We start from the raw sequence: 22,719 nt of genomic DNA on the forward strand, positions 1-22,719 counted from the left end.
GCCCTCCGGAAACGGAGGGCTCTTTTTTTGTTCCTATTTCAGGTATGTCTCAAACCATTTCCAATAGCGATCATAACGATCTTTCAAATAGCTGGGCACTCTCAACCCGTGGTGTTGCTTGGGATAGATGATCAGCTGGGTAGGCACATTCAATGAACGCAACGCCTGGTACATCTGTTCGCTGCCGGCTGCCGGCACGTTGAAATCGCTTTCTCCCACCATATAGAGCGTGGGCGTTTTGATCTTTTCGGCATTCCAGAAGGGATACGACACCTTCGTCCATTTCTCCATGTTTTTCCAAGGTACCCCTAATTCCATTTCATATTGTTGCACATATTGATCCGTGCCATACATCGAGGTTTGCAACGCACTGCCCGCACCGCTGGCCGCGGCCTTGAAGCGGGAGTCTGTTGCCGTCGTGTAGTCGGTGAGAATGCCGCCATAGCTCCAGCCGCCGATAGCAAGTTTGTCGGGGTCCGCATCGCCCGACTTTACGAGATAGTCCACACCGGCTAACAGATCGGCCACTTCTTTATTTCCCCAATCCCCAAAAATAGCACGCGAGAATGCATAGCCTTTGCCGTTGCTTCCGCGATAGTTGATGTTGGCTACGGCATAACCCTTTGCCGCGAGCACCTGATTTGTCATATCGAACTCATATTCGTCTTGCGCCACGGGGCCACCGTGGATCCACAACAGCAAGGGCAACTTCTGTCCTTTGGGTTTTCCATAGGGACGGAACAAAATTCCACCCACTTCCATGCCTTCCTTGTTTTTGAAGGTGAAGCCCTCGGCGGTGGCAAAGTGATGGGTCTTTACAAACGCTTCATTGTGATTGGTCAATGCTTTGAACGCGCCGTTCTCCAGCAGGTAAAGTTCCGGTGGACTCGCGGGCTCACTCATCAAGACCACCGACTTCGTGTCGGTGAAAGGAAGCACATCGGTGACGCTGTGTTGACCGGAGGTGCGCTTCGTATATTTTTTTGTGGCAACATCAAATTCCATCACATAACGCTCGCGGTCGTCTTCGATCAATGCGAAAATAGAATGACCGTTCTTAGACCATTGGGGATTGTTCACCGGACGGTCCAACGTCTTCGACAACAATATGGGCTCGCCACCGCCAACCGGAACGATCGCCAAGTGCGCTTCATCATAGGTGTCCCATTCGGGGGAGATCGATCGCAGATAAGCAATGTATTTTCCATCGGGACTCCACGCCGGCTTTTTATCGTAGTCTACCCAAGTGGTGAGCTGTCGCGGTTTTGCATGTGCCTTAGCCTCCACGATCCAGATGTCGGAGTTGAGGTTGCGGTCCGGGTCTTCCGTTCGGTTGCTGGTGTAGGCGATGTATTTGCTGTCGGGCGACCACACGGCATCCGACTGATCGAACTTACCCGACGTTAACGAATCGAGTTTCTTTGTAGCGACATCATACACATAGAGGTGTGTGTGAAGATGCTCGAGATAACCTCCTGGATCTTCCTTGAAATGATAGCGGTCGATCACGATCGGTTTGGCCGGCTTATCTTTCACGGTGTCTGCCTTTTCTTCGTCCTGGATGAGAAAGAGAATTTTTTTTCCGTCCGGGCTCCATTCATAATCCGAAATGCTGGCTTTGAATTTGGTTTGTTGGTGAGCTTCACCTCCCCGGCGGTCCATCAACCAAAGCTGGCTTTTGTCTTTTGCTTTTTCGCGACCGGAAAGAAAGCTGATCCACCGGCCGTCGGGACTAAACCGGGGACTGCTTTCGCCCTCTTCGGTGTAGGTGAGTTGTATGGCCCCGCTGCCATCGGTGGCCACCATCCAGATATTATTGTCGTTGGTGTCGCGGGCTGAATCGGGTGTCGATACGGTGTAGGCCACCCATTTGCCATCGGGTGAGAGATGAGGGTCCTTGACGGCTTTGACGTGATAGACATCGGACGGGTGCAAGAGCCGTTGTGCTGAACCCATGATCGACAGGGATAGCAGAAAGATGAGGGATAAGGACTTCATGTATGCAAAGGAGGTTTAGGATGCTGAAAGTTAATTTTTTTCATCATCCCAGGCCAACCACTCAACACCTTCTCATAAAAAATCCCTTCGAACGTCTTTCGAAGGGATTTTCATGCATAGAAAAACTAGTATAGAAAAAATGGTTATTACATTACTCCGACCGCAGTGATTTTACGGGGTTCACGACGGCTGCTTTGAACGAACGGTACCCCACCGTGGCCATGGCGATGATCAGCGTAGTGACGAGGCCAATCAAAAATATTCCGGGACCGATCGTGATCTTGTAGGCGAATTCATCTAAAAACATGTTCATGACCCACCAGGCCATCGGCGCCGCGATCAGGAAGCCGAGACCGATGAGCTTCAGGAACTCGCGCGAAAACATAATCACGATACTTTCCACCGAAGCGCCCATCACTTTGCGGACGCCGATCTCTTTGGTCTTTTGGTTTGCCATGAACGTTACCAGGCCGAACAATCCGAGGCAGCCGATGAAAATAGCGATGGATGAGAAGACACTCAACAGCACCGATATTCTTCGCTCGCCTTCATAAAATTCCTCGATTTGTTGATCCAGAAATTCATAGCTGAAAATATAGTCGGGGTATGCCCGCTCCCACACCGGTTTCAGGTGCGCTAAAACATCCTGCACGGCACCGGCCTTCACTTGCAACGCTAAATATCTGTATTCCGAAACCTGGTTCATCAGGACCAACGGTTCGATGGCACTGCGCAGCGATACCGTGTGAAAATCTTTCACCACACCCACCACAGGGAGTGTTTTACCCCGCATCTTCAAAATCTTTCCTTCGATTTCAGCGGCATTAGCAAAGCCCACGGTGTGGGCAAGCTTTTCATTCACAACAAATCCCGTGGCCGTGTCGAGGTCTTGCAAATTTTTTCCTGCGATGAATTGCAAACCGAATAGCGATGCATAATTGCCGTCGATCTGTTTCACTTGCGTGGCGAAATTCTCATCGCCACCTTCTACTTTCAAATTGGTACCGGACACGTGGCCGGAAGAAGGAGGATCGCTGTTCAAGCTCACGGCTTGCACACCGCTCATCACGGCCACTTCTTCGCGAAGCGTACGGAGCTTGCTCACTCCATCCATTGCGCGAACAGAAACGCGCTCGGGGACGGGTACCACAAGGATGGCATCTTTCCGAAAGCCGAGATCTTTTTTCTGAAAATAATTCATCTGGTCGATCACGACGATGGTGCCGATGATAAAAAATTGAGAGATCATGAACTGCGCCACTACCAATCCCCTGCGCAGGTTATAGCCGGACGAATTTTTATTGCTGATCAGATTCTTCAATGCCAACGCCGGCTGAAAGCCCGATACGACAAAGGCCGGGTACAATCCCGCCATGAGCGCCACGGTGGCAGAAACCAAAATGATGAAACCCCACAACTGGAGATCGGAACCAAAATTCAACGACAAATGTAGATCGAGGAAAGGGTTGAGGAACGTGAGCGCCAGTTGTGACAACGCAATGGCAATGAGCAATGAGATCAGCGTGATCAAACCGGTCTCGCCCAAGAACTGCCGGATCAATTGACTCTTGGTGCTGCCCAACGATTTGCGTATACCTACCTCTTTCGAACGCTTGATGGCCTCAGCGGTAGCGAGGTTCACAAAGTTGATACAAGCTGTAATGATGAGGATGAATCCGATCACGCTAAAGGCCATCAACATGCCGCGCTCCACGGTGTTGTAGCTGAACGTCTCATAGCGCGTGTCGAAATGAAGATCGCTCAACGGTTCTAAGGCGAACTGTGTGTTATCCGGGTCATCTTTGCCGATGTATTTTTCAGCAAACGCCGGCAGACGGCTTGCTATTTTCGACGGTGTTTCGCCTTCCTTCAATAAAATATAACATTGCTGGTCACTCCAGATGCTGTTCCAGCCCGATTGTTCACGGTCTTTTTTTACGGTGATGTAGGAGAGCATCACATCAAAAGGAAAATCGGTATTGCCGGGATAGTCTTCGGCCACCGCCGCGACTTTATATTCGATGTTTTCAAATTTCAACACTTCACCGATGGCATCTTCTTTGCCGAAATATTTTAATGCCGAACGCTTCGAGATCACAGCGCTGTTCGGTTCGGCCAGTCCTTTCTGGGCGTCTCCGATCAACACGGGCCGGTCGAACATCTGGAAAAACCCAGGTTCGATGATCACCACGCCGCTTCGTTCTTCGTATTTCTTTGGTTCACCCTTCTGTTGCGGTATGGTGATCAACGCGCCCGCACGATACTCCCCGAACATGACGTTCTCAACTTCGGGAAAATCCGTGCGGAATGCATCCGGCAAAACCGTGGGCACGCCCGACGTATATTGCTTGCCATCGTTGCCGTCTGACTCGCTCACGACACGATAAATGCGATCGCGCTTGGCATGAAAGTTATCATAGCTGGACAAGTGCCTCACCAGGAGAAAAAGCACCAAACTGCACGTGATCCCCATGGCCAATCCCGAAATGTTGATGAGGGTGCTGCCCTTGCCCCGGAGCAGGTTTCGGATGGCCGTTTTAAAATAGTTTTTCAGCATAAATTTTTCTCTGGAAATGTTGGAACAACTCAAGACGAGTGCCAGGGTAAAAAAGGCTTAGGATGGGCTCTAATTTAGGTGTTGAACCGCTTAGGTTGTACACAAACGACCCATTTCGTCCGCTATCGAACAGTGTTTTCGAAATTATTCCTGCCCGTTCTACGTTAATGACACTGAATCCTTATTTTTGAGCCATGCTTCAGCAGATCTTGGTCGGTTCGATTTTTTTGGGCGCCGTGGTTTACGTCGGAAGGCTTATCTATAAAAGCTTTCAAGTGAAGTCGGGGTGTGCCACGGGTTGTGGGAAATGTGGCGCCGTGGATTTTGAAAAGATCGAAGCACAGATCAAAAAAGAAGGGCTGTAAAAATTGCGATAGACGACCCGTTAAGCAAAAATCTTTGTTCCCTCCGTACAGTTCTTACAAATCTCAATCTCACTTCTCGAATGCAGCAGCGACGACCGGAAGGCGTTGTATTTTTCGCTATTCCAGATGTCGCGGAACGAGTCTTTCTTCAGGTCGCCCAGCACAAAGTGGGCATCCTTATCGAAGCAGCAGGGCACTACCTTGCCGTCCCAGGTAATGACACAGCTGTGCCACATTTTCCAGCACTCATTGAGCATCTTATTCTTGAGCGCATAGGAACCGTCGCTCATCTTGCGATAGCGTGAGTATTGGTCTTGCTCGGGAATGAGCGGCGAGCCTTGTTTGTAGTTATAGATCTGCGCCGTTTTCAACACCACTTGGTCGACGCCAAGCTTTTCGGCCAGGGCGTATACTTCCGGGATCTGGTGTTCATTGGGTTTTACGACCAGGAATTGAAAGATGACATGGGGGGTCCGGGATTTCAATTCCTTTTTCCAGCGCAAAATGTTTTGTGCGCCTTCCAGCACTTTGTCTAACGAGCCGCCTACGCGGTAATTTTGATAGGTGTCCTGCGAGGTGCCATCGATGGAGATGATGAGCCGGTCAAGGGAAGACTGCACCGTGGCCTTGGCCATATCGTCTTTTAAATAATGTGCATTGGTCGACGTGGCCGTATAGATCCCCTTGCGGGACGCATAGTTCACCATGTCGAGGAACTGCGGATGCAAAAATGGCTCGCCCTGAAAATAGAACGTGAGGTAACTGAGGGTAGGCGCCAATTGATCGATCACGTTGCGAAACAATTCTTCCTGCAACATGCCCGTGGGGCGTGTGAACGAACGCAGACCGCTGGGGCACTCGGGGCAACGCAGGTTGCACGATGTGGTGGGCTCGAACGAGAGGCTGATGGGCAGGCCTTGGATGGAAGGCTTCCCGGTGAAGGTCGAGGTGTGAAAGCTGGTATAGATGCGCGCCGCATTCAGCGCCCGGCCGAACGAGCTTTTGGCCATCATATTCACGCTATCGCGGAAATTAACCTTCATGCACCCTGCGTTGATTCGGCAGCAAGGTAAGGATAAATTGCCGCCCCTGCCCATTCCCCACCCGGTGTAAGCGTGCCTTTCTTCAGGATCTCTTCCGTCTGAGCCTATCAAAAAGTTCAGGCAGGTTTATATCTTGCAAAGGTTTATTTCACAGCTCATGAAAAAATGTATTGGGGCCTGCATCCTGTTTTTCGCCTTCATGGGCGCCTATGCCCAAGCGTTATCCGACCGCGCCACGATCTCCGTGATCACCTGCGGACCTTTCCAGGGAGAATTGTATTCGGCCTTCGGACACAACGCCATTCGCGTGTATGACCCCGACCAGAACATCGACGCCGTCTTCAACTATGGCGTATTCGACTTCGACCAACCCCATTTCTACCTCAACTTCGCCCGCGGCTATCTCTTTTACAAGCTGGCCGCCTATGACTACCGGCGTTTTCAATCGTCCTACATCTACTACAACCGTTTCCTTCACGCCCAGGAACTGAATCTCACTCCCGAGCAGAAACAGAAATTGTTCGACTACCTGATGTGGAATCGGAAACCCGAAAACGAAACTTACCGCTACGACTATTTCTACAACAACTGCGCAACCAAGATCCGCGATGTAGTCGTAACCGCCCTCGGCAAGGACGTTACATTCGATGGCTCCTATATCAAAACCGATTACACCATCCGCCAACTCACCGACCTCTACCTGGGCCATCAGCCTTGGGGCGATCTCGGCATTGACATCTGCCTGGGTCTTCCCATGGATAAAAAGGCCTCGCCTTATGAATACATGTTCCTGCCCGACTACATCGAGTCGGGATTTGATCACGCGACCATACAACAAAACGGCACTACGGTTCCCCTGGTAAAAGCCAAGGTCAACGTATACGACGCGCGCCCCGAAGAAATACCGGGCGGCTTGCCACATCCCCTCTACGTGTTTGGAACGCTTGCCTTACTCTGCATCGCGATCACCGCATGGGATTTCAAAAGAGGAAAACCGTCCACTTGGCTGGACGGCACACTCCTCACCGTGACAGGTCTTTTGGGGTTCCTCCTTTTCTTTTTATGGTTCTTCACCGACCATCAGGCGGCAGCAAAAAATTTCAACTTGCTTTGGGCACTACCCTCCAATCTGGTCGCAGCCATTGCGCTCTTCCGCCGGCCGATGTGGCTGAAGAAATATTTTCTCGGCTTGGCTATACTCAGCGCGCTGCTGTTGCTTACCTGGCCCATATTGCCTCAACAACTTCATACATCGCTGATCCCGATCGTCATCGCTATTCTGATACGCGCGTTCACACAATACAAGCTTTGGAAAAAATAAACCCCGGGGTTCGCCCAGGGTCTTTGATAAAGGATCTCGTTCGTGTGGCTCAAATTTCAGAACCATCATGCTTAAAGATGGATCGGGCGATTCGCCGTAGCCGCAAGACACGCTTCTTTCACGGCTTCCATATAGGTCGGGTGAGCATGCGACATTCTTGAAACGTCCTCCGCAGATGCGCGGAACTCCATCGCCGTAACACCGGCGGCGATCATATCGGCAGCCCGCGCGCCGATGATGTGAACGCCAAGGATCTCGTCGGTTTGTTTATCGGCGAGGATCTTTACAAAACCATCGGTGTCCATGCTGGCGCGTGCTCTTCCCAAGGCTTTGTAAGGGAAGTTGCCCACCTTATAGGCCTTGCCATCGGTTTTCAATTGTTCTTCGGTATAGCCTACGCTGGCCACTTCCGGCCAGGTGTATACCACGCCGGGAATGAGCAGGTAATGCACGTGAGGCTTTTGTCCCGCAAATTGTTCTGCTACAAACGTCCCCTCCTCCTCGGCTTTGTGCGCGAGCATGGCGCCACGCACCACATCCCCGATTGCATAGATATTGTCGACCTTGGTTTTCAAATGCTCGTCTACCGGAATTTGACCTTTCACGGTTTCGATACCAACCTTATCCAACCCAAGTCCGTCGGTGTAGGGTCTTCTGCCGATGCTCACCAAACAGTAGTCGCCTTTCAGTTCGATGGTTTTTCCGTCTTTGGCCTCGGCTTTCACCACCACTTCATTGCCTGTGTTCTGGACCGACGTCACTTTGTGACCGAGGAAAAAATCCATGCCCAGTTTCTTGGTCACTTTCAAAAGCTCTTTGCCCAATGAACCGTCCATCGTGGGGATAAGACTGTCGAGGAACTCGACTACCGTTACTTTGGATCCCAAACGCGCGTACACTGAGCCAAGCTCCATGCCGATCACGCCGCCACCAATGACAATGAAATGCTTCGGTACTTCCTTCAGTTCCAGTGCTTCCGTGCTGGAGATGATCCTCTTTTTGTCGAATGGCGCAAAGGGAAGGGGTGTAGGCTTGGAGCCGGTGGCGATGATCACGCGCTCGGTCGTGATGGTCGTTTCCTTGCCGTCTTTTGCCGTTACCTTGATCGTATTTTTATCGACAAACGATCCTACGCCGGTCAGTACGTCGATCTTATTTTTCTTCATCAGGAAAGCGATGCCGTCTACGTTGGCCTTCACCACGCCGCTTTTCCGTTTGATCATTTGGGTGATGTTCACCTTCGGTGCAGGAATGTCGATCCCATGCTCGGCAAAATGTTCCTTGGCGGTGATGAAATGCTCTGAAGAATCCAGCAAAGCTTTGGAGGGAATACAGCCTACGTTGAGGCAGGTGCCGCCCAGGGTATCGTATTTTTCGATGATGGCGGTTTTAAAACCGAGTTGTGCACAACGAATGGCTGCTACGTAACCACCAGGTCCCGAGCCAATAACTGCGACATTGTATTGCATAAGATCTTAATTGTTATTTTCTAAAAGTTTATAAACGATGCGAATCGATGCTCCTACGGTGGCAACATTATTATATGGCGTGTCCTTTTTTGTGCCCATATAGCCAACGCCGGGTATCAAATAGACGGGAAAATTGTCCTCGTCGTATGCCGTCACAACATAACTGAACCGAGCCTGAAAATTAACGGAAAATCTCGAGTTCCCTATTGGCAGCCGGTAGCCGGGCTGTACTTCAAGGGCAACCAAACGGCTGGACTGCTCCAGCGTCCTGAACGTATCGCCGTAATAATTTCCCTCATCGCGGAACCGAACCTTGAACCGCTCGGTAAAGTCCGAATACACGACATCGGCCAGGAGATAAAATTGTCTGAATGGCCCGGGATGTTTGAGGATCATTCCGCCAGCACCCAGGCGAAGGTAGTGCCCTTGGTTGAAATAGGTAGAATTTTGGTAGAGCGTATCCTTTTTCACATTGGCAAACCCCACGGCCATATCAATCATGATGCCGTTTTTCGACGTGTAGATCAGTGAAGGTTCCAGCACATAGCCGCTGTTGTAAAAAATCGGCATGGTCTTCAATACGTCGAATCCTACGGAAAGTCCAGCAGGCGATTGACCAAGTGCCGTGTGGCTAACGATCGCCAACATCACGATAACGGATAGGTGTCTAGTCATTGATATAAACGGTTATTTGACTAGAACTCGAGGACTGCAATGCGACATTTGAAAACGTTGTGGGCTTGCCCACCTGGCAATTGTCGACATCCAAATAAAAACCACACTCCTTCGACTGCAGTTTGGGGGTTAATTCATACTGAATGCTAAGCGTATCCCTTCGGGTGTCATTTTGAAATATCAGAATTGTCTTGTTCTGCTTTCTGGTCAGGGGTAGCCCTGCATGGAGGTCGTAGATTGGAATTTCCTTCCCGGGTTGTTCGCCATCCATTCCATATACCGATGTGTACTGGCGATCGTTGGCGAAATAGACAAAGGCCACAAACGGGTCCTCCGAAAAGCACGAGCGCCTGCACCCGGAAAAAGTAAGCAGGTATGACAAAAAAACAACACTCAGTAAGATACTGACGATCCTCATTCTCATACCTGCTTCTTATCTGATAGACAACTTAAATCAATTAAACACCGAGGATCAATCTTCCCGGGTCTTCCATCATCTCCTTCACCCGCACCAGGAAGCTCACCGACTCGCGACCGTCTACAATGCGGTGGTCATACGATAAGGCTACATACATGATCGGGCGGATCACGATCTCACCGTTCTTCACCACCGGGCGCTCCACGATGTTGTGCATACCTAAGATCGCCGATTGCGGCGGGTTCAGGATGGGCGTTGAAAGCATAGAGCCAAACACACCGCCGTTGGTGATCGAGAAGGTTCCCCCCGTCATTTCCTCGATGGAAAGTTTTCCGTCACGGCCTTTCGTGGCCAGGCGCACCACTTCGCTCTCGATCTGGTTGAAGCTAAGGGCTTCCGCATTGCGGATCACCGGCACCACCAAACCTCTCGGCGTAGACACCGCGATGGATACATCGCAGTAGTCATGATAAATGATCTCGTCGCCGTTGATCGACGCGTTCACTGCGGGGAACTCTTTCAAGGCGGCACACACGGCCTTGGTGAAGAAGGACATGAAGCCCAGGCCGACACCATATTTTTCCTTGAATTGATCTTTGTACTTCGAACGCAAGTCCATGACCGGCTTCATGTCCACCTCGTTGAACGTGGTCAGCATGGCGGTTTCATTTTTCACCGATACCAATCGCTTGGCGATGGTCTTGCGCAGTGATGTCATTTTTTCGTTGCGCACATTGCGTCCTCCACCGGAAGCAATCACCGGCGGGGCCAATGGCGCTTTGGTCTCTGCGGGCTTTCCTGCCGTGGCCGCAGGGGCCTGGGCTTTCTGAGCATTTTGCGCGTCGGTCTGTGTGATTCTTCCGCCTACACCGGTTCCGGAAACCTGGTTGGCTGGAATACCTTTTTCATCCAGGATCTTTGCCGCCGTGGGCGAAGGATGACCGGCAGCATACGTTTTGTCGCCCGCTACCGCAGCAGTAGCCACGGCAGGTTGTGTTGCTGCTGCCCCATTCGAAGCGGCTGCACCGTCGGTGATCTCAATTCTGCAAATGAGACCGCCTATGGGGAGCGTTGTCTTTTCCTTGGCTACGATGCGCAGGATGCCCGTGGCTTCAGCAGGCAATTCAAAAGTGGCTTTGTCGGATTCCACTTCGGCAATGACTTCGTCCAACTTCACCAGGTCGCCGTCTTTTTTCAGCCAGGTCGAAATGGTCACCTCCGTGATGGACTCGCCCACGGTGGGCACTTTCATTTCTTTCACACCGCCGGCTTTCTTGGGTTCGGCTGGTGCCTGGGCTGCAGGCGCTGCTGCCGGTGGGGCCGCAGGTTGTGCTGGTGCAGGACTTGCTGCCGTGGCGCCCGAAGGTTCCACTTCGCAGAGGAGGCCGCCGATGGGAACCGTCTCGCCTTGTTGTTTGATGATCTTCAATACCCCGGCACTGGGCGCCGTGAGCTCGAAGGTTGCTTTATCCGACTCCAGTTCGGCAATCACTTCATCCAACTTCACCACATCGCCGTCTTTTTTAAGCCAGTTCGCGATGGTCACTTCCGTGATGGACTCGCCGACTGTGGGCACTTTTATTTGAATAGCCATTCCCTTTTGATTTTTTTATTTGAACGATATGTTTTTTTGACGGCCAAGGCCGTGACATGTTTCTGGTTTAGATCTCGAATGCTTTGTTCGCCAATTTCTCTTGTTCCACTTTATGAACTTTAGAGAAACCGGTTGCCGGCGATGCGCTGGCCTTGCGCGATACCACTTCAAACTCCTGCTTCGGCATCATCCGGAGGATGAACGAATAGGCACCCATGTTGGCAGGTTCTTCCTGTGCCCATACCACCTTGGCGTCCTTGTATTTCTTCAGGACAGCTTTCAGTTGTTTCTCAGGGAAAGGATACAGTTGCTCGATGCGCACGATGGCCGTGTCTTTTGCTTTGCGCTTCTGCTGTACTTCGGCCAGGTCATAATAGAGCTTGCCCGAGCAAAGAATAACGCGCTTCACATCTTTCGCCGGTACGCCCGTAGGATCATCCAGCACTTCACTGAAGCTGCCCGACGTGAATTCCTTCATCGGTGAAATAACGGCGGGATGTCTCAACAACGACTTGGGTGAGAACACTACGCAGGGTTTACGGAATTGCCACGTCACTTGTCTTCTCAGCAAGTGGAAGAAGTTCGACGGCGTGGTAGGATTCGACACGATCATGTTGTACTCCGCGGCCAACTGCAGGAACCGCTCCGGGCGACAGCTGGAGTGCTCAGGTCCCTGACCTTCGTAGCCGTGCGGCAGCAACATCACGAGACCGTTCATCCGTTGCCACTTCGATTCGGCAGAAGAAAGGAACTGATCGATGATCACTTGCGCACCGTTCACGAAGTCACCAAATTGTGCTTCCCATAACACCAATGCACTGGGTGAAGACATGGCATAACCATACTCAAATCCCAACACACCAAATTCAGACAACAACGAGTTGTAGATCTTGAATTTCGTCTGGGTCTTGTCGATGTTGTCGAGGCCGCAATACGGCTCGTTTGTATTCGCGTCGAAGAAATAGGCGTGACGGTGCGAGAACGTGCCGCGGCGAACATCCTGACCCGACATACGCACCGGCGTCTTCTCGGTCAGCAACGAGCCGTAGGCTAACAATTCTGCTTCAGCCCAGCCCAGCACTTTCGTTTCAAAGAAAGCCGCCTGACGGTCCTTCAACAGTTTTTCGATTTGTTTCAACGGCTTGAAGCCTTCGGGGATCGTCGCCAGCGCTTTGCCAACTTTCTCGATCACACTTTCCTTAACACCGGTTTCGGGGGATTTATCAAAATCTTCCGGGGTTGCCCAACGCATTTGTTCCCACTCCGCTTCGATCTTCTGAGGCTTGTAGGGAAGCGGCTTCTGTTTCACTTCATTCAACCGGTCTTGCAACTGGTTTCTGAAATTCTTGTCCATCTCATCCGCCAACGCCGCATCCACATCGCCACGCTCTACCAATTTCTTTACGTAGATCTCGCGGGGATTCTCGTGCTTGGCGATGATGTTGTATAATTTCGGTTGCGTGAACTTGGGCTCATCGCTCTCGTTGTGACCGTGACGACGGTAGCACAACAAGTCAATAAAAATATCTTGTCCGAATTTCTGACGGTATTCCACCGCGAGTTTCGCTGCAAAGCTCACCGCTTCTGCATCGTCACCATTCACGTGCAGCACGGGGGCGTCTACGATCTTGGCCAGGTCTGTACAGTAAATGCTGGTACGGGCATCGTCATAGTCGGTCGTGAAACCAACTTGGTTGTTGATCACGAAGTGGATCGTTCCACCGGTGGTGTAGCCGGGCAAGCCCGACATTTGCAACAGCTCGTACACAATGCCTTGTCCGGCCACGGCGGCGTCGCCGTGGATGAGGATGGCCATGCCTTTGGAAAGGTCTCCTTTGTATTCGTCGTCGATCTGGCCACGGGTGTAGCCAATCACCAACGGGTCAACCGCTTCCAGGTGGGAAGGGTTGGGTGTTAATTTCAGATAGATCTTCTTGCCGGAAGGCGTGTTGATGTGGCTTGAATAGCCCAGGTGATATTTGACGTCGCCGTCGCCCATGGTTTGCTCGGGGCTGACGTTGCCTTCAAACTCGGTGAAGATCTGTTCGTAGGTTTTGCCGAGGATGTTCGACAACACGTTCAGACGGCCGCGGTGGGCCATGCCGATCACCACTTCCTTCACATCCAGCTCTGCCGCTTTGTTGATGATGGTTTGCAGGGCGGGGATGGTGTTTTCGCCACCTTCCAGGGAGAAGCGTTTTTGTCCCAGGAATTTCGTGTGCAAGAAGTTTTCGAACACCACCGCTTCATTGAGCTTGGTGAGGATACTTTTCTTTTCGTCGATGCTGGGATTATAGGTGTAGTATTGTTGTTCGCATTTCTGGAAGAACCACGAGCGCACTTCGTCGTTGCGGATGAAGTTGTATTCAAAACCGATCGGGCCGAGGTATACGGCCTTCAGTTTTTCGATGATCTTGCGCAGGGTGGCGCGGCCCATGCCGATTTCGGCGCCCACGTCAAACTCGGTGTCCAGGTCGGCATCGGTGAGGCCCACGTTGGTGTGGTCGAAGTTCACCTGGTGGTTTCTGCGTTCGCGAACGGGGTTGGTTTTGGATTTCAGGTGACCGAACGAGCGGTACACGAAGATCAGGTTTCGTACCTGCGTTTCCTTTAAGGAGAGGGAATCGTCGCCTCCTTTGGGACCGTGGCCGTTTTCGCCATAGCGCTGATTGGAGAAGTCGTATCCCTCAAAAAACTTCTGCCAGGTTAAATCGACGCTGCTAGGGTCCTTTTTGTAATTTTGGTAGAGTTGGTCCAGATAACCAACGTCTGCATTGCTGATGTATGAATAATTATCCATGATTATTTTTGAAAGCCAACAAATGTAGAGAAGTGCCATAAGATTAAAAAATTGAATAATCGCGTAAACGAATACTTAACTATTTTCCTTCCTTTCAACCCCATTAGGCGCCGATCATTGCCAAAACGGAAAAAAAACTTAACTTTGCGGTCTTTAAAAAAAATACAGGACGAGTTCCACTATTTTAAACTGACACAGTAATGGTTAAAATCAGATTGGCCCGCAGAGGCCGCAAGAAACTGGCGATGTACGATGTAGTCGTAGCCGATGCCAGAGCACCACGCGATGGTCGCTTCATTGAAAAGATCGGGACTTACAATCCCCTCACCACTCCCGCTTCCATTGACCTGAATGATGAAAAAGCATTCAAATGGTTGATGAATGGCGCTCAGCCTTCCGACACGGTGAAAGCCATGCTTTCCTACCGTGGCATCATGCTGAAAAAACACCTCCAAATCGGTGTCATCAAAGGTGCGATCACCCAAGAGCAAGCCGATGCGAAATTGGCCGACTGGCTGAAGAGCAAGGAAGCTAAGATCGAAGCCAAGAGAACTAAAGTTTCCGCTTCCAAGGAAGAAAGTGCGAAAGCCCGCAAGGCTGCCGAAACCAAGATCCGCGAAGCCCGCGCTGAAGCGATCCGCCAAAAGGCGAAGGTTGCCGAAGAAGCTGCTGCTGCCGCCGCCGCACAACCTGCTGCTGCCGCTGCCGAAAACGAAGCTCCGGCCGCAGAAGCTACCGAACAAGCTTAATTTTAAATTGATCATTCCAAATGCCAATGTGTTCCCACGCATTGGCATTTTTATTTCCCCACCATGGACATCGAAGAATGCTTTAAGATCGGCTTCATCCTGAAACCCCACGGCCTGAAAGGCGAGGTGACGGTTTCGCTGGACGACGAAGCTCCCGAAAATCTCGCGGAGCTGAAAGCCCTCTTTGTGGAGAAGGACAACCGCCTGGTACCCTATTTTGTACAAACCGCCTCGGTGCACCAGGCAAAGGCCCTTATCAAATTCGAGGACGTCGACACGGTGGAGGAGGCTGGCAAAATTGCCAAACGCGCGCTCTATGTTCAAAAGTCGCTGCGCCCGAAGTCGGCGCGGGGTGAGTTTTATAGCGACGAGATCATTGGCTTTGAGGTTTGGGATGAAGAAACCGGCTTGCTGGGCAAGGTCGCCGAAGTGCAGCCGGGTGCCAATCCGCTTATCGTGGTCGATCGGGAACTGGGCGAGGTGCTGATTCCTGTGAACGGTCCCTTCATCGCGAGCATTAACAAGGGCAAAAAGCGCATCACCGTGAATCTTCCGGAAGGATTTTTGGATATTTGACCATGCACATCGACATCCTCACGTGTCTTCCCAAGCTCATTGAAAGCCCGTTCTCGGACTCGATCCTGAAACGCGCCCAGGCCAAGGGGTTGGTCACGGTCAACATCATCGACCTGCGCCAATACGCTACCAACAAACACCGGACAACCGACGACTACGCGTTTGGCGGCGGTGCCGGCATGGTGATGATGATCGAACCCATCGACAACTGCCTGACCGAACTCAAGTCCCAACGAACCTACGACGACATTATTTATATGAGCCCCGACGGCCAGCGCCTGTCGCAGCCCCTGGCCAATGAACTGAGCCTGAAAAAGAACCTCATTTTGCTCTGTGGTCATTATAAGGGGGTGGACGAGCGGGTGCGGGAACACCTGATCACCCGCGAGATCAGCATTGGCGACTACGTTCTTTCCGGCGGCGAGCTGGCCGCGGCCGTGGTGGCCGATGCGGTGGTCCGGCTCATCCCCGGCGTGTTGTCGGACGAGACCTCGGCGCTGAGCGATTCCTTCCAGGACAACCTGATTGCGCCCCCGGTCTATACCCGGCCGGCAGAGTACAAAGGCTGGAAGGTCCCGGACGTGCTTTTGTCGGGACACCAGGCCCGGATCGAGGAGTGGCGGCACGACCAGGCCCTGGAGCGGACGCAAAAAAGACGGCCAGAATTGCTTCAAAAGCCTTAAAATCCATTTTTTACAAACATTCTATATCCCAGTTTCCTAAGTTTCAATTCTTTCCCTACATTTGCAGTCCATTTTCAAAACCATCGTGTTATGGCAGATCTGATTAAACTCGTCGAGCAAGAATTTGCGAAAGTCCGTGAGACACAACCCAGCTTCAAGCCTGGTGATACTGTGAACGTTCACGTAAAAATAAAAGAAGGTAACAAGGAGCGCATCCAGCAGTTCCAGGGCACGGTGATCCAACGCCGCGGCACCAACAGCAACGGCGAGACATTCACCGTTCGCAAGATCTCCAACGGTGTAGGCGTGGAGCGTATCTTCCCCATCGTTTCTCCCTCTATCGACAAGATCGAAGTATTGAAAGAAGGTAAAGTACGTCGTGCAAAACTGTACTACCTGAAAGGCAAGCAAGGCAAGGCTGCCCGCATCAAAGAGAAGATCTAATACATCCGAAAATAGTAAGAAGCCATTCCCATCCGGAGTGGCTTTTTTTGTTTTACGGGTTTATCCTGAGGGGCTGCTGAACACGTTTGAAATGGGCCAAAAACCCCCAAATCAGCTCAAATTAGCATCCTATTAAATAATTAATAACTTTGTCCCCTCGCATAAAAAACCAACTATGGCTAGAAACATCGCTGACCTACTCGGTAAGGACGCAGACTACCTGCTGAAACACCAAAGTAAAACCATCTCTAAGGATCAACTCCAGGTTCCCAGCCCGGATTTCGTTGACAAAGTCTTTGCTCAATCCAACCGCAGCATCCCCGTGTTGCGCAACTTACAAGCATTATACGGAACCGGCCGTTTGGCCAACACAGGCTTCGTTTCCATTCTTCCTATCGACCAGGGCATCGAACACAGCGCGGGTGCGTCTTTCGCGAAGAATCCCATTTATTTCGATCCTGAAAATATTGTGAAGCTCGCCATCGAAGGCGGCTGCAACGGTGTGGCCACTACGTTTGGCGCACTGGCCATGGTGGCTAGAAAATATGCCCATAAGATTCCTTTGATCGTGAAGATCAACCATAACGAATTGCTCACTTACCCCAACAAGGCCGACCAGATCATGTTCGGTTCCATTGAGGACGCCTGGAACATGGGCGCTGCGGCGGTAGGAGCCACGATCTACTTCGGCTCTGATAATGCTACCCGCCAGATCATTGAAGTGTCTAAAGCTTTTGAGCGCGCTCACCAGCTTGGTATGGCCACTATTCTCTGGTGCTACACCCGTAACAACGCCTTCAAAAAAGACGGTGTTGACTATCACGTATCGGCCGACCTTACCGGCCAGGCCAACCACCTTGGCGTGACCATCCAGGCCGACATCATCAAGCAAAAGCTTGCGGAAACCAACGGCGGCTACAAAATGCTGAACACCGGCGGAAGCAGCTATGGCAAACTGGACGAAAGAATCTATACGGAGCTCACATCCGATCACCCGATCGACCTGTGCCGCTACCAAGTGTTAAATTGCTACAACGGCCGCGCCGGCTTGATCAGCTCCGGTGGCGAGTCCAAGGGGGCAAGCGATCTGGCCGATGCTGTGCGCACGGCCGTGATCAACAAGCGTGCCGGTGGCACCGGGTTGATCTCGGGTCGCAAGGCTTTCCAACGCCCCATGAAAGAAGGCGTGGAGATCCTGAACGCCATCCAGGATATTTACCTCGATAAATCGATCGATTTAGCTTAACGAAATTGTAATTTCAGCCGATGAACCTCACCCGTTCATCGGCTTTCTTTTTTACTAAATTTTTTAACTATGTCTTGGTTCAAACGCAGCGATAAAGGAATACTCACTCCCACCGAATCCAAACGCGAAGTGCCCGACGGCCTCTGGTTCAAGTCGCCCGCCGGCAAAATTGTTCACACGCGCGAGTTGAAGAACAACGCCTATGTGGTGCCCGATGAAGACTTTCACGTGCGCATTGGCTCGGAAGAATATTTCGAAGTGCTGTTTGACGAAGGCAAATACACCGAGTTGGACCCCACCATGGAGTCGGCCGACCCGTTGAAATTCAAAGACACCAAGCCGTATCCGAAGCGCATCAAAGAAAGCCAGGAGAAGTCCCAGCTGAAAGATGCCGTGCGCACGGCCTATGGCAAAATGAATGGCATCGACATCACCATCGGCTGCATGGACTTCAGTTTCATCGGCGGTTCGATGGGTTCGGTTGTGGGCGAGAAAATTGCCCGGGCGATGGACCACAGCCTTCAAACAAAAAAACCGTTCCTCATGATCTCCCGCTCCGGCGGCGCGCGCATGATGGAAGCCGGACTTTCACTGATGCAAATGGCGAAGACATCGGCCAAGATCGCTTTGCTGGATGCTGCCAAAATTCCTTATATCTCCCTGCTGACCGACCCCACTACGGGCGGTGTAACGGCATCGTATGCCATGCTGGGCGATTTCAATATTGCCGAACCCGGCGCGCTCATCGGCTTTGCCGGTCCCCGCGTGATCCGTGAAACCATTGGCAAGGACCTTCCGAAAGGTTTTCAAAGCGCAGAGTTTGTGTTGGAACATGGCTTTCTCGATTTCATCATCGACCGGCGCAACATGAAAAACCGCCTCTCTACGTTGCTGCGCATGCTGCAGAACTAGGCGTCCGCAGACGAACGGTTTTATCCCCTTCCGTACACCCCTTCTTTTTTCGCACGCGGATTTGTTTCTGCATGGGCTTATTTCCTTGTCTAAGGATGTGGCACATGGATTGACCTTGGTGGTACTTGTAAACTTCTCGCTATGATCAAGAACTACATCAAGGTCGCCCTCCGCAGCCTTATCAAACAAAAAGTGTACACGCTCATCAATGTCCTGGGGCTTTCCGTGGGCATCGCGAGCTGTCTTCTCATCACCATGTTTGTGATCGAGGAGTTTTCGTACGACAAATTTTTGACGGATGCCGATCGCATCTACAAGGTCGTACTGGAGCGAAAGTATCCCAATCACTCCACCAACTATGCTTTCATCCCCCATTCTTATTCCGACGTGATGTCGCGCGACTTTGCAGAAGTGGAAGACGTGGTAAAAGTGAGCGGCCCCATCAACAACGTCGTGGTGAATTATACCGACCGCAAAAACGAAGTGAAGCAGTTTGAAGAAAACTTCGTCATGGCTGCCGACTCCAACTTCTTTTCTTTTTTCAGTTTGAAGCTGGTCAAAGGCGATCCAAAAACGGTGTTGACTAAGCTGAACGACATCGTGCTAACACAAGAGACCGCCAACCGCTACTTTGGCCAGGACGACCCCCTGGGAAAAACACTAAAGATCTTCAATCAGGATTTCAATGTCACCGGCATTTGCGAAAACCTGCCGGACAATTCACATTTAAAATTTGATTTCTTATCGAAGTGGAATGATCAGTTCTTTGGCGGCCCAAAGGTGAACTTCATCACTTTCTCGGCACATACCTATATAAAACTCAAACCCGGCGCCAACGCTGCCGCACTGGAAGCAAAATTTCCCAAGATGGTGGACACCTATGCGTCGGCGCAGATCGAACAAGATCTTGGAAAATCATGGGCTGACTACAAGCGCGAGGGCAACGGCTACCGCTACTTCCTTCAACCCCTCACGTCCATTCACCTCGACCCGACAAACCTGGAAGGATCCATGCGCCCAGGGGGAAACCGCAATTATGTGTACTTCCTCATCTGCATCGCCTCGCTCATCCTGGCGATCGCATGCATCAACTTTATGAACCTGGCCACGGCGCGTTCGGCCGAGCGGGCGCGTGAAGTGGGCGTGCGCAAGACAATGGGTTCGTTGAAAGGCCAGCTGGTTTATCAGTTCCTGGTGGAGTCTGTCCTGCTAAGTTTGTTTGCGACGGTGTTGGCGATAGGCTTGGCTCAGCTCGCTCTGCCTTACTTCAATGCCTTGGCGGGAAAACATCTCTCCCTTCCGTTTACACCTGGTATATTGGGGGGCCTATTACTTATCTCGGTGGTGGTAGGTTTTATGGCCGGCAGTTATCCAGCCTTCGCGTTGTCGTCGATCAATCCTATTGTGGTGATGAAAGGTCATTTTGCCAGCCAGGCAAAGGGTTCGTGGTTGAGAAACGGGTTGGTTGTTCTTCAGTTCTTCATTTCCATCGTGCTCATCGTAGGTACCCTCACGGTGGTGAAGCAGATGAACTATATGGAAAACAAATCGCTCGGTTATGACAAAGAGCAAGTGCTGGTCATCGATCGCGCGTTTGCGCTGAACAATAAGGCGCAGACCTTCATCGAAGAGATGAAGCGCGTCCCGGGTGTGGTGAGTGCCGGGGGCACCTTCTCGCTCCTGGGCCGGCAGGGTGATTTCTTCGGGGCACAATTCACGCCCGAAGGCTCGTCGGAAATCCTCACCACAAAAAGCATGGGTATCGACGATGACTTTGCGCAAACCATCGGCTTTGAGTTTGTAGCAGGCCGGGGATATTCTAAAGAAACCAATGACTCTCTTTCTATCATCTTAAATGAAACGGCCGTCAAAACCATGGGACTCTCCGACCCCGTGGGTAAAAAGTTGAAGCAGATCTTGCGCCGTCCGGAAGGAAATGCAGAAGTTGTCTTTACGATCATTGGTGTCATCAAGGATTTCAATTTTCAATCCCTGCGCGATCCTATCACGCCCCTCACGATTCAGAGCGTCGAGAGCTTTGGCGGTGGCGCGGGCTATGTGACGGTACGGCTCAACCAAAGAGATGCCCGTAGCATCGTGAGCGCCGCGGAAGAAAAATGGAAAACCTTGGCGCCGGATCAGCCCTTTAAGTATTTATTCCTCGATCAAAATCTTCATGCTCAATACGCAGCAGAGCAACAGGCCGGCAACGTCTTTGCAGTTTTCTCCGGGTTGGCCATTGTGATTGCTTGTGTGGGATTGTTTGGGTTGGCGGCCTATACCGCGAACTTGCGGACGAAGGAGATTGGTGTACGCAAGGTGATGGGCGCTTCTGTTTTTAGTGTCGTGATCTTGTTGTCGAAAGAGTTTACGAAACTGATTGTGGTGGCCTTCGTGTTGTCGGTGCCATTTTCGTGGTTTATTATGGATCGGTGGCTTGAGGGATTTGCGTTCCGCGTGGATATGGGTGTCGGGGTGTTTTTGCTGGCGGGGGGTATAGCGTTGTTGATCTCATGGATCACGGTGAGCTATCAGTCGATCCGGGCGGCGATTGTTAATCCTATAAAATCTCTTCGAAGCGAATGAGAAAAGGTCAGGGCTAAAGCCCTTTCGATATAAGATGTCAATAACCCTGGCCTAAAGGCCGGGGTTATTTTTTTAGTGATCATCGGAATATCCTTAGCGCCTTTTGTGTTCGCCGAGGCTTTACCGAAGATGAGGCGCTTAAACCTTATGTCCTAGCGACGCAACGTTGCGCTATATTCTTTCACCGTGTCGATGTAGCATTTCACTTTGTCAACTTCGGTGTCGGGATATAAACCGTGACCAAGGTTAGCGATGTGCTTGTGGGGGCCGAAGGCGTTGAGCATTTTTTTGGTTTCGCGTCGCACGTCGTCGAGGGAGCCGTAGAGCGCGCAGGGGTCGAGGTTGCCTTGCAGCACTTTGTTGGGGAGCAGGGCGCGCGATTCGGCGATGCCCATGTTCCAGTCTAACCCTACGACGTCGCAGTTGATGGTGTTCATTTCGGCGCGGGCGAAGAAGGCTCCCTTGGCGAAGACAATTTTGGGAACGTCGTTTCCAAGGGCGTCACAGATTTTTGAGATGTATTTCAGGGAAAATTCAGCGTATTGATCCGGCGATAATATTCCTGCCCAGGAGTCAAAGATCTGTACGATGTCGGCGCCGGCTTTGATCTGGGCCTTCAGGTAGTGGATGGTGCTTTGGGCGATCATGTCCAGCAGGCGGTGTGAGAACGCGGGCTGGGTATAGAGCATTTTTTTTGCCTGGCTAAATGTTTTGCTGCCTTTGCCTTCGATCATATAGGAGAAGATCGTCCACGGAGCACCGGCAAATCCAATCAGCGGCACTTTGCCTTGAAGCTCTTTTTTGGTGAGACGGATAGCGTCCAACACGTACTGGAGTTCTTCGGCTTGCGCGATGTGCAGCGATGCGAGATCGGCTTCCGAGGTGATTCTTTTCGGAAAGACAGGGCCTTTGTTCTCCTCCATTTCATAGTTGAGGCCCATAGCCTCGGGGATGACAAGGATGTCGGAAAAAATGATGGCTGCGTCTACACCGAGGATATCCACGGGCTGTATGGTCACCTCCGTGGCCAGCTCGGGGGTTTTTACAAGGGTTTTAAAGTCTTTCGCGGTTTCCCTTACTTTTCTGTATTCCGGGAGGATGCGGCCGGCCTGGCGCATCAGCCAGATGGGGGTACGGTCGGTGGCAAGTCCTTTGGCGGCAGAAATCAATCTATCATTCATGGGCAGCAGTATAAGGCGGCAAATCTAGCCCACAAAGGGGAGAGTTTACCCTGAAACAACAGAATTTTGTTCGGCAAAAAAAGGCTTTAGATCTACCAGCCT

At 51.5% G+C, this 22,719-nt stretch carries 18 protein-coding genes; 9 read left to right on the forward strand and 9 right to left on the reverse strand.

Going from position 1 to position 22,719, the window contains the following annotated elements:
• Nucleotides 1-33: 33 nt before the first annotated feature.
• Both D4L85_RS06450 and D4L85_RS06455 read right to left on the reverse strand, forming a co-directional pair.
• On the reverse strand, nucleotides 34-1,998 hold the full coding sequence (locus tag D4L85_RS06450; RefSeq protein ID WP_119753532.1) for a S9 family peptidase: 1,965 nt from the start codon (nucleotides 1,996-1,998) through the stop codon (nucleotides 34-36).
• A gap of 151 nt (nucleotides 1,999-2,149) precedes the next feature.
• A complete protein-coding gene (locus tag D4L85_RS06455; RefSeq protein ID WP_119753533.1) occupies nucleotides 2,150-4,555 on the reverse strand; it encodes an ABC transporter permease in 2,406 nt (801 codons plus the stop codon).
• A 194-nt stretch (nucleotides 4,556-4,749) separates the two neighbouring features.
• Here D4L85_RS06455 and D4L85_RS06460 point away from each other — a divergent pair, with 194 nt between their 5' ends.
• The gene (locus D4L85_RS06460) at nucleotides 4,750-4,920 is read left to right on the forward strand and encodes a FeoB-associated Cys-rich membrane protein (protein ID WP_119753534.1); all 171 of its coding nucleotides are present in this window, start codon (nucleotides 4,750-4,752) and stop codon (nucleotides 4,918-4,920) included.
• Nucleotides 4,921-4,940: 20 nt separating this feature from the next.
• Here D4L85_RS06460 and D4L85_RS06465 read toward each other — a convergent pair whose 3' ends face one another.
• Entirely contained in the window at nucleotides 4,941-5,963 is a 1,023-nt protein-coding gene (locus D4L85_RS06465) for a radical SAM/SPASM domain-containing protein (protein ID WP_119753535.1), read from the reverse strand.
• Between the two features lie 157 nt (nucleotides 5,964-6,120).
• Here D4L85_RS06465 and D4L85_RS06470 point away from each other — a divergent pair, with 157 nt between their 5' ends.
• Nucleotides 6,121-7,284 (forward strand): Lnb N-terminal periplasmic domain-containing protein, encoded by a 1,164-nt coding sequence (locus tag D4L85_RS06470; RefSeq protein ID WP_119753536.1) that lies wholly within the window; start codon nucleotides 6,121-6,123, stop codon nucleotides 7,282-7,284.
• Between the two features lie 71 nt (nucleotides 7,285-7,355).
• Here D4L85_RS06470 and lpdA read toward each other — a convergent pair whose 3' ends face one another.
• The 5 genes from lpdA to D4L85_RS06495 all read right to left on the reverse strand — a co-directional run bounded on the left by lpdA (nucleotide 7,356) and on the right by D4L85_RS06495 (nucleotide 14,240).
• On the reverse strand, nucleotides 7,356-8,753 hold the full coding sequence (gene lpdA / locus D4L85_RS06475; protein ID WP_119753537.1) for a dihydrolipoyl dehydrogenase: 1,398 nt from the start codon (nucleotides 8,751-8,753) through the stop codon (nucleotides 7,356-7,358).
• A 6-nt stretch (nucleotides 8,754-8,759) separates the two neighbouring features.
• Nucleotides 8,760-9,428, reverse strand: a complete 669-nt coding sequence (locus tag D4L85_RS06480) for a hypothetical protein (protein WP_160143573.1) — start codon at nucleotides 9,426-9,428, stop codon at nucleotides 8,760-8,762.
• Nucleotides 9,421-9,852, reverse strand: a complete 432-nt coding sequence (locus D4L85_RS35090; RefSeq protein WP_119753539.1) for a DUF6452 family protein — start codon at nucleotides 9,850-9,852, stop codon at nucleotides 9,421-9,423. The genes D4L85_RS06480 and D4L85_RS35090 overlap by 8 nt, the downstream gene beginning before the upstream one ends.
• Nucleotides 9,853-9,886: 34 nt before the next feature.
• Nucleotides 9,887-11,440 carry a 2-oxoglutarate dehydrogenase complex dihydrolipoyllysine-residue succinyltransferase gene (odhB, locus tag D4L85_RS06490; RefSeq protein ID WP_119753540.1) on the reverse strand — a complete coding sequence of 518 codons (1,554 nt, stop codon included), beginning with the start codon at nucleotides 11,438-11,440 and terminating at the stop codon, nucleotides 9,887-9,889.
• 67 nt (nucleotides 11,441-11,507) lie between these two features.
• Nucleotides 11,508-14,240: a 2-oxoglutarate dehydrogenase E1 component gene (locus D4L85_RS06495; protein ID WP_119753541.1), complete on the reverse strand. Its 2,733-nt coding sequence runs from the start codon at nucleotides 14,238-14,240 to the stop codon at nucleotides 11,508-11,510.
• A gap of 200 nt (nucleotides 14,241-14,440) precedes the next feature.
• Between D4L85_RS06495 and D4L85_RS06500 the strand changes: the two genes are divergently transcribed.
• The 7 genes from D4L85_RS06500 to D4L85_RS06530 all read left to right on the forward strand — a co-directional run bounded on the left by D4L85_RS06500 (nucleotide 14,441) and on the right by D4L85_RS06530 (nucleotide 21,436).
• A complete protein-coding gene (locus D4L85_RS06500; RefSeq protein ID WP_119753542.1) occupies nucleotides 14,441-14,989 on the forward strand; it encodes a 30S ribosomal protein S16 in 549 nt (182 codons plus the stop codon).
• Between the two features lie 63 nt (nucleotides 14,990-15,052).
• Nucleotides 15,053-15,565: a ribosome maturation factor RimM gene (gene rimM, locus D4L85_RS06505; protein ID WP_119753543.1), complete on the forward strand. Its 513-nt coding sequence runs from the start codon at nucleotides 15,053-15,055 to the stop codon at nucleotides 15,563-15,565.
• 2 nt (nucleotides 15,566-15,567) lie between these two features.
• Nucleotides 15,568-16,248 (forward strand): tRNA (guanosine(37)-N1)-methyltransferase TrmD, encoded by a 681-nt coding sequence (gene trmD / locus D4L85_RS06510; RefSeq protein WP_119753544.1) that lies wholly within the window; start codon nucleotides 15,568-15,570, stop codon nucleotides 16,246-16,248.
• 90 nt (nucleotides 16,249-16,338) lie between these two features.
• Complete coding sequence (rplS, locus tag D4L85_RS06515; RefSeq protein WP_119753545.1) at nucleotides 16,339-16,692, forward strand: 50S ribosomal protein L19; 354 nt, start codon at nucleotides 16,339-16,341, stop codon at nucleotides 16,690-16,692.
• 175 nt (nucleotides 16,693-16,867) lie between these two features.
• Nucleotides 16,868-17,938, forward strand: a complete 1,071-nt coding sequence (locus tag D4L85_RS06520) for a class I fructose-bisphosphate aldolase (RefSeq protein WP_073141449.1) — start codon at nucleotides 16,868-16,870, stop codon at nucleotides 17,936-17,938.
• A 69-nt stretch (nucleotides 17,939-18,007) separates the two neighbouring features.
• The gene (gene accD, locus D4L85_RS06525) at nucleotides 18,008-18,850 is read left to right on the forward strand and encodes an acetyl-CoA carboxylase, carboxyltransferase subunit beta (RefSeq protein ID WP_119753546.1); all 843 of its coding nucleotides are present in this window, start codon (nucleotides 18,008-18,010) and stop codon (nucleotides 18,848-18,850) included.
• Nucleotides 18,851-18,991: 141 nt separating this feature from the next.
• Nucleotides 18,992-21,436, forward strand: coding sequence for an ABC transporter permease (locus tag D4L85_RS06530; RefSeq protein ID WP_119753547.1), 2,445 nt, complete (start codon nucleotides 18,992-18,994; stop codon nucleotides 21,434-21,436).
• 152 nt (nucleotides 21,437-21,588) lie between these two features.
• Here D4L85_RS06530 and hemE read toward each other — a convergent pair whose 3' ends face one another.
• Complete coding sequence (gene hemE / locus D4L85_RS06535) at nucleotides 21,589-22,617, reverse strand: uroporphyrinogen decarboxylase (RefSeq protein ID WP_418219859.1); 1,029 nt, start codon at nucleotides 22,615-22,617, stop codon at nucleotides 21,589-21,591.
• Nucleotides 22,618-22,719 lie beyond the last annotated feature (102 nt).

It is taken from the genome of Chryseolinea soli (assembly GCF_003589925.1).
In the GTDB taxonomy this organism is placed as follows: domain Bacteria; phylum Bacteroidota; class Bacteroidia; order Cytophagales; family Cyclobacteriaceae; genus Chryseolinea; species Chryseolinea soli.

Excerpts from the sequence above, each read along its gene's own strand:
- rplS (WP_119753545.1), top strand. The coding sequence starts at position 16,339 with ATGGCAGATCTGATTAAACTCGTCGAGCAAGAATTTGCGAAAGTCCGT.
- rimM (WP_119753543.1), top strand. The coding sequence starts at position 15,053 with ATGGACATCGAAGAATGCTTTAAGATCGGCTTCATCCTGAAACCCCAC.
- odhB (WP_119753540.1), bottom strand. The coding sequence starts at position 11,440 with ATGGCTATTCAAATAAAAGTGCCCACAGTCGGCGAGTCCATCACGGAA.
- hemE (WP_418219859.1), bottom strand. The coding sequence starts at position 22,617 with ATGAATGATAGATTGATTTCTGCCGCCAAAGGACTTGCCACCGACCGT.
- D4L85_RS06450 (WP_119753532.1), bottom strand. The coding sequence starts at position 1,998 with ATGAAGTCCTTATCCCTCATCTTTCTGCTATCCCTGTCGATCATGGGT.
- D4L85_RS06470 (WP_119753536.1), top strand. The coding sequence starts at position 6,121 with ATGAAAAAATGTATTGGGGCCTGCATCCTGTTTTTCGCCTTCATGGGC.
- D4L85_RS35090 (WP_119753539.1), bottom strand. The coding sequence starts at position 9,852 with ATGAGAATGAGGATCGTCAGTATCTTACTGAGTGTTGTTTTTTTGTCA.
- D4L85_RS06480 (WP_160143573.1), bottom strand. The coding sequence starts at position 9,428 with ATGACTAGACACCTATCCGTTATCGTGATGTTGGCGATCGTTAGCCAC.
- D4L85_RS06460 (WP_119753534.1), top strand. The coding sequence starts at position 4,750 with ATGCTTCAGCAGATCTTGGTCGGTTCGATTTTTTTGGGCGCCGTGGTT.
- accD (WP_119753546.1), top strand. The coding sequence starts at position 18,008 with ATGTCTTGGTTCAAACGCAGCGATAAAGGAATACTCACTCCCACCGAA.
- trmD (WP_119753544.1), top strand. The coding sequence starts at position 15,568 with ATGCACATCGACATCCTCACGTGTCTTCCCAAGCTCATTGAAAGCCCG.
- D4L85_RS06465 (WP_119753535.1), bottom strand. The coding sequence starts at position 5,963 with ATGAAGGTTAATTTCCGCGATAGCGTGAATATGATGGCCAAAAGCTCG.
- D4L85_RS06520 (WP_073141449.1), top strand. The coding sequence starts at position 16,868 with ATGGCTAGAAACATCGCTGACCTACTCGGTAAGGACGCAGACTACCTG.
- D4L85_RS06500 (WP_119753542.1), top strand. The coding sequence starts at position 14,441 with ATGGTTAAAATCAGATTGGCCCGCAGAGGCCGCAAGAAACTGGCGATG.
- lpdA (WP_119753537.1), bottom strand. The coding sequence starts at position 8,753 with ATGCAATACAATGTCGCAGTTATTGGCTCGGGACCTGGTGGTTACGTA.
- D4L85_RS06455 (WP_119753533.1), bottom strand. The coding sequence starts at position 4,555 with ATGCTGAAAAACTATTTTAAAACGGCCATCCGAAACCTGCTCCGGGGC.
- D4L85_RS06495 (WP_119753541.1), bottom strand. The coding sequence starts at position 14,240 with ATGGATAATTATTCATACATCAGCAATGCAGACGTTGGTTATCTGGAC.
- D4L85_RS06530 (WP_119753547.1), top strand. The coding sequence starts at position 18,992 with ATGATCAAGAACTACATCAAGGTCGCCCTCCGCAGCCTTATCAAACAA.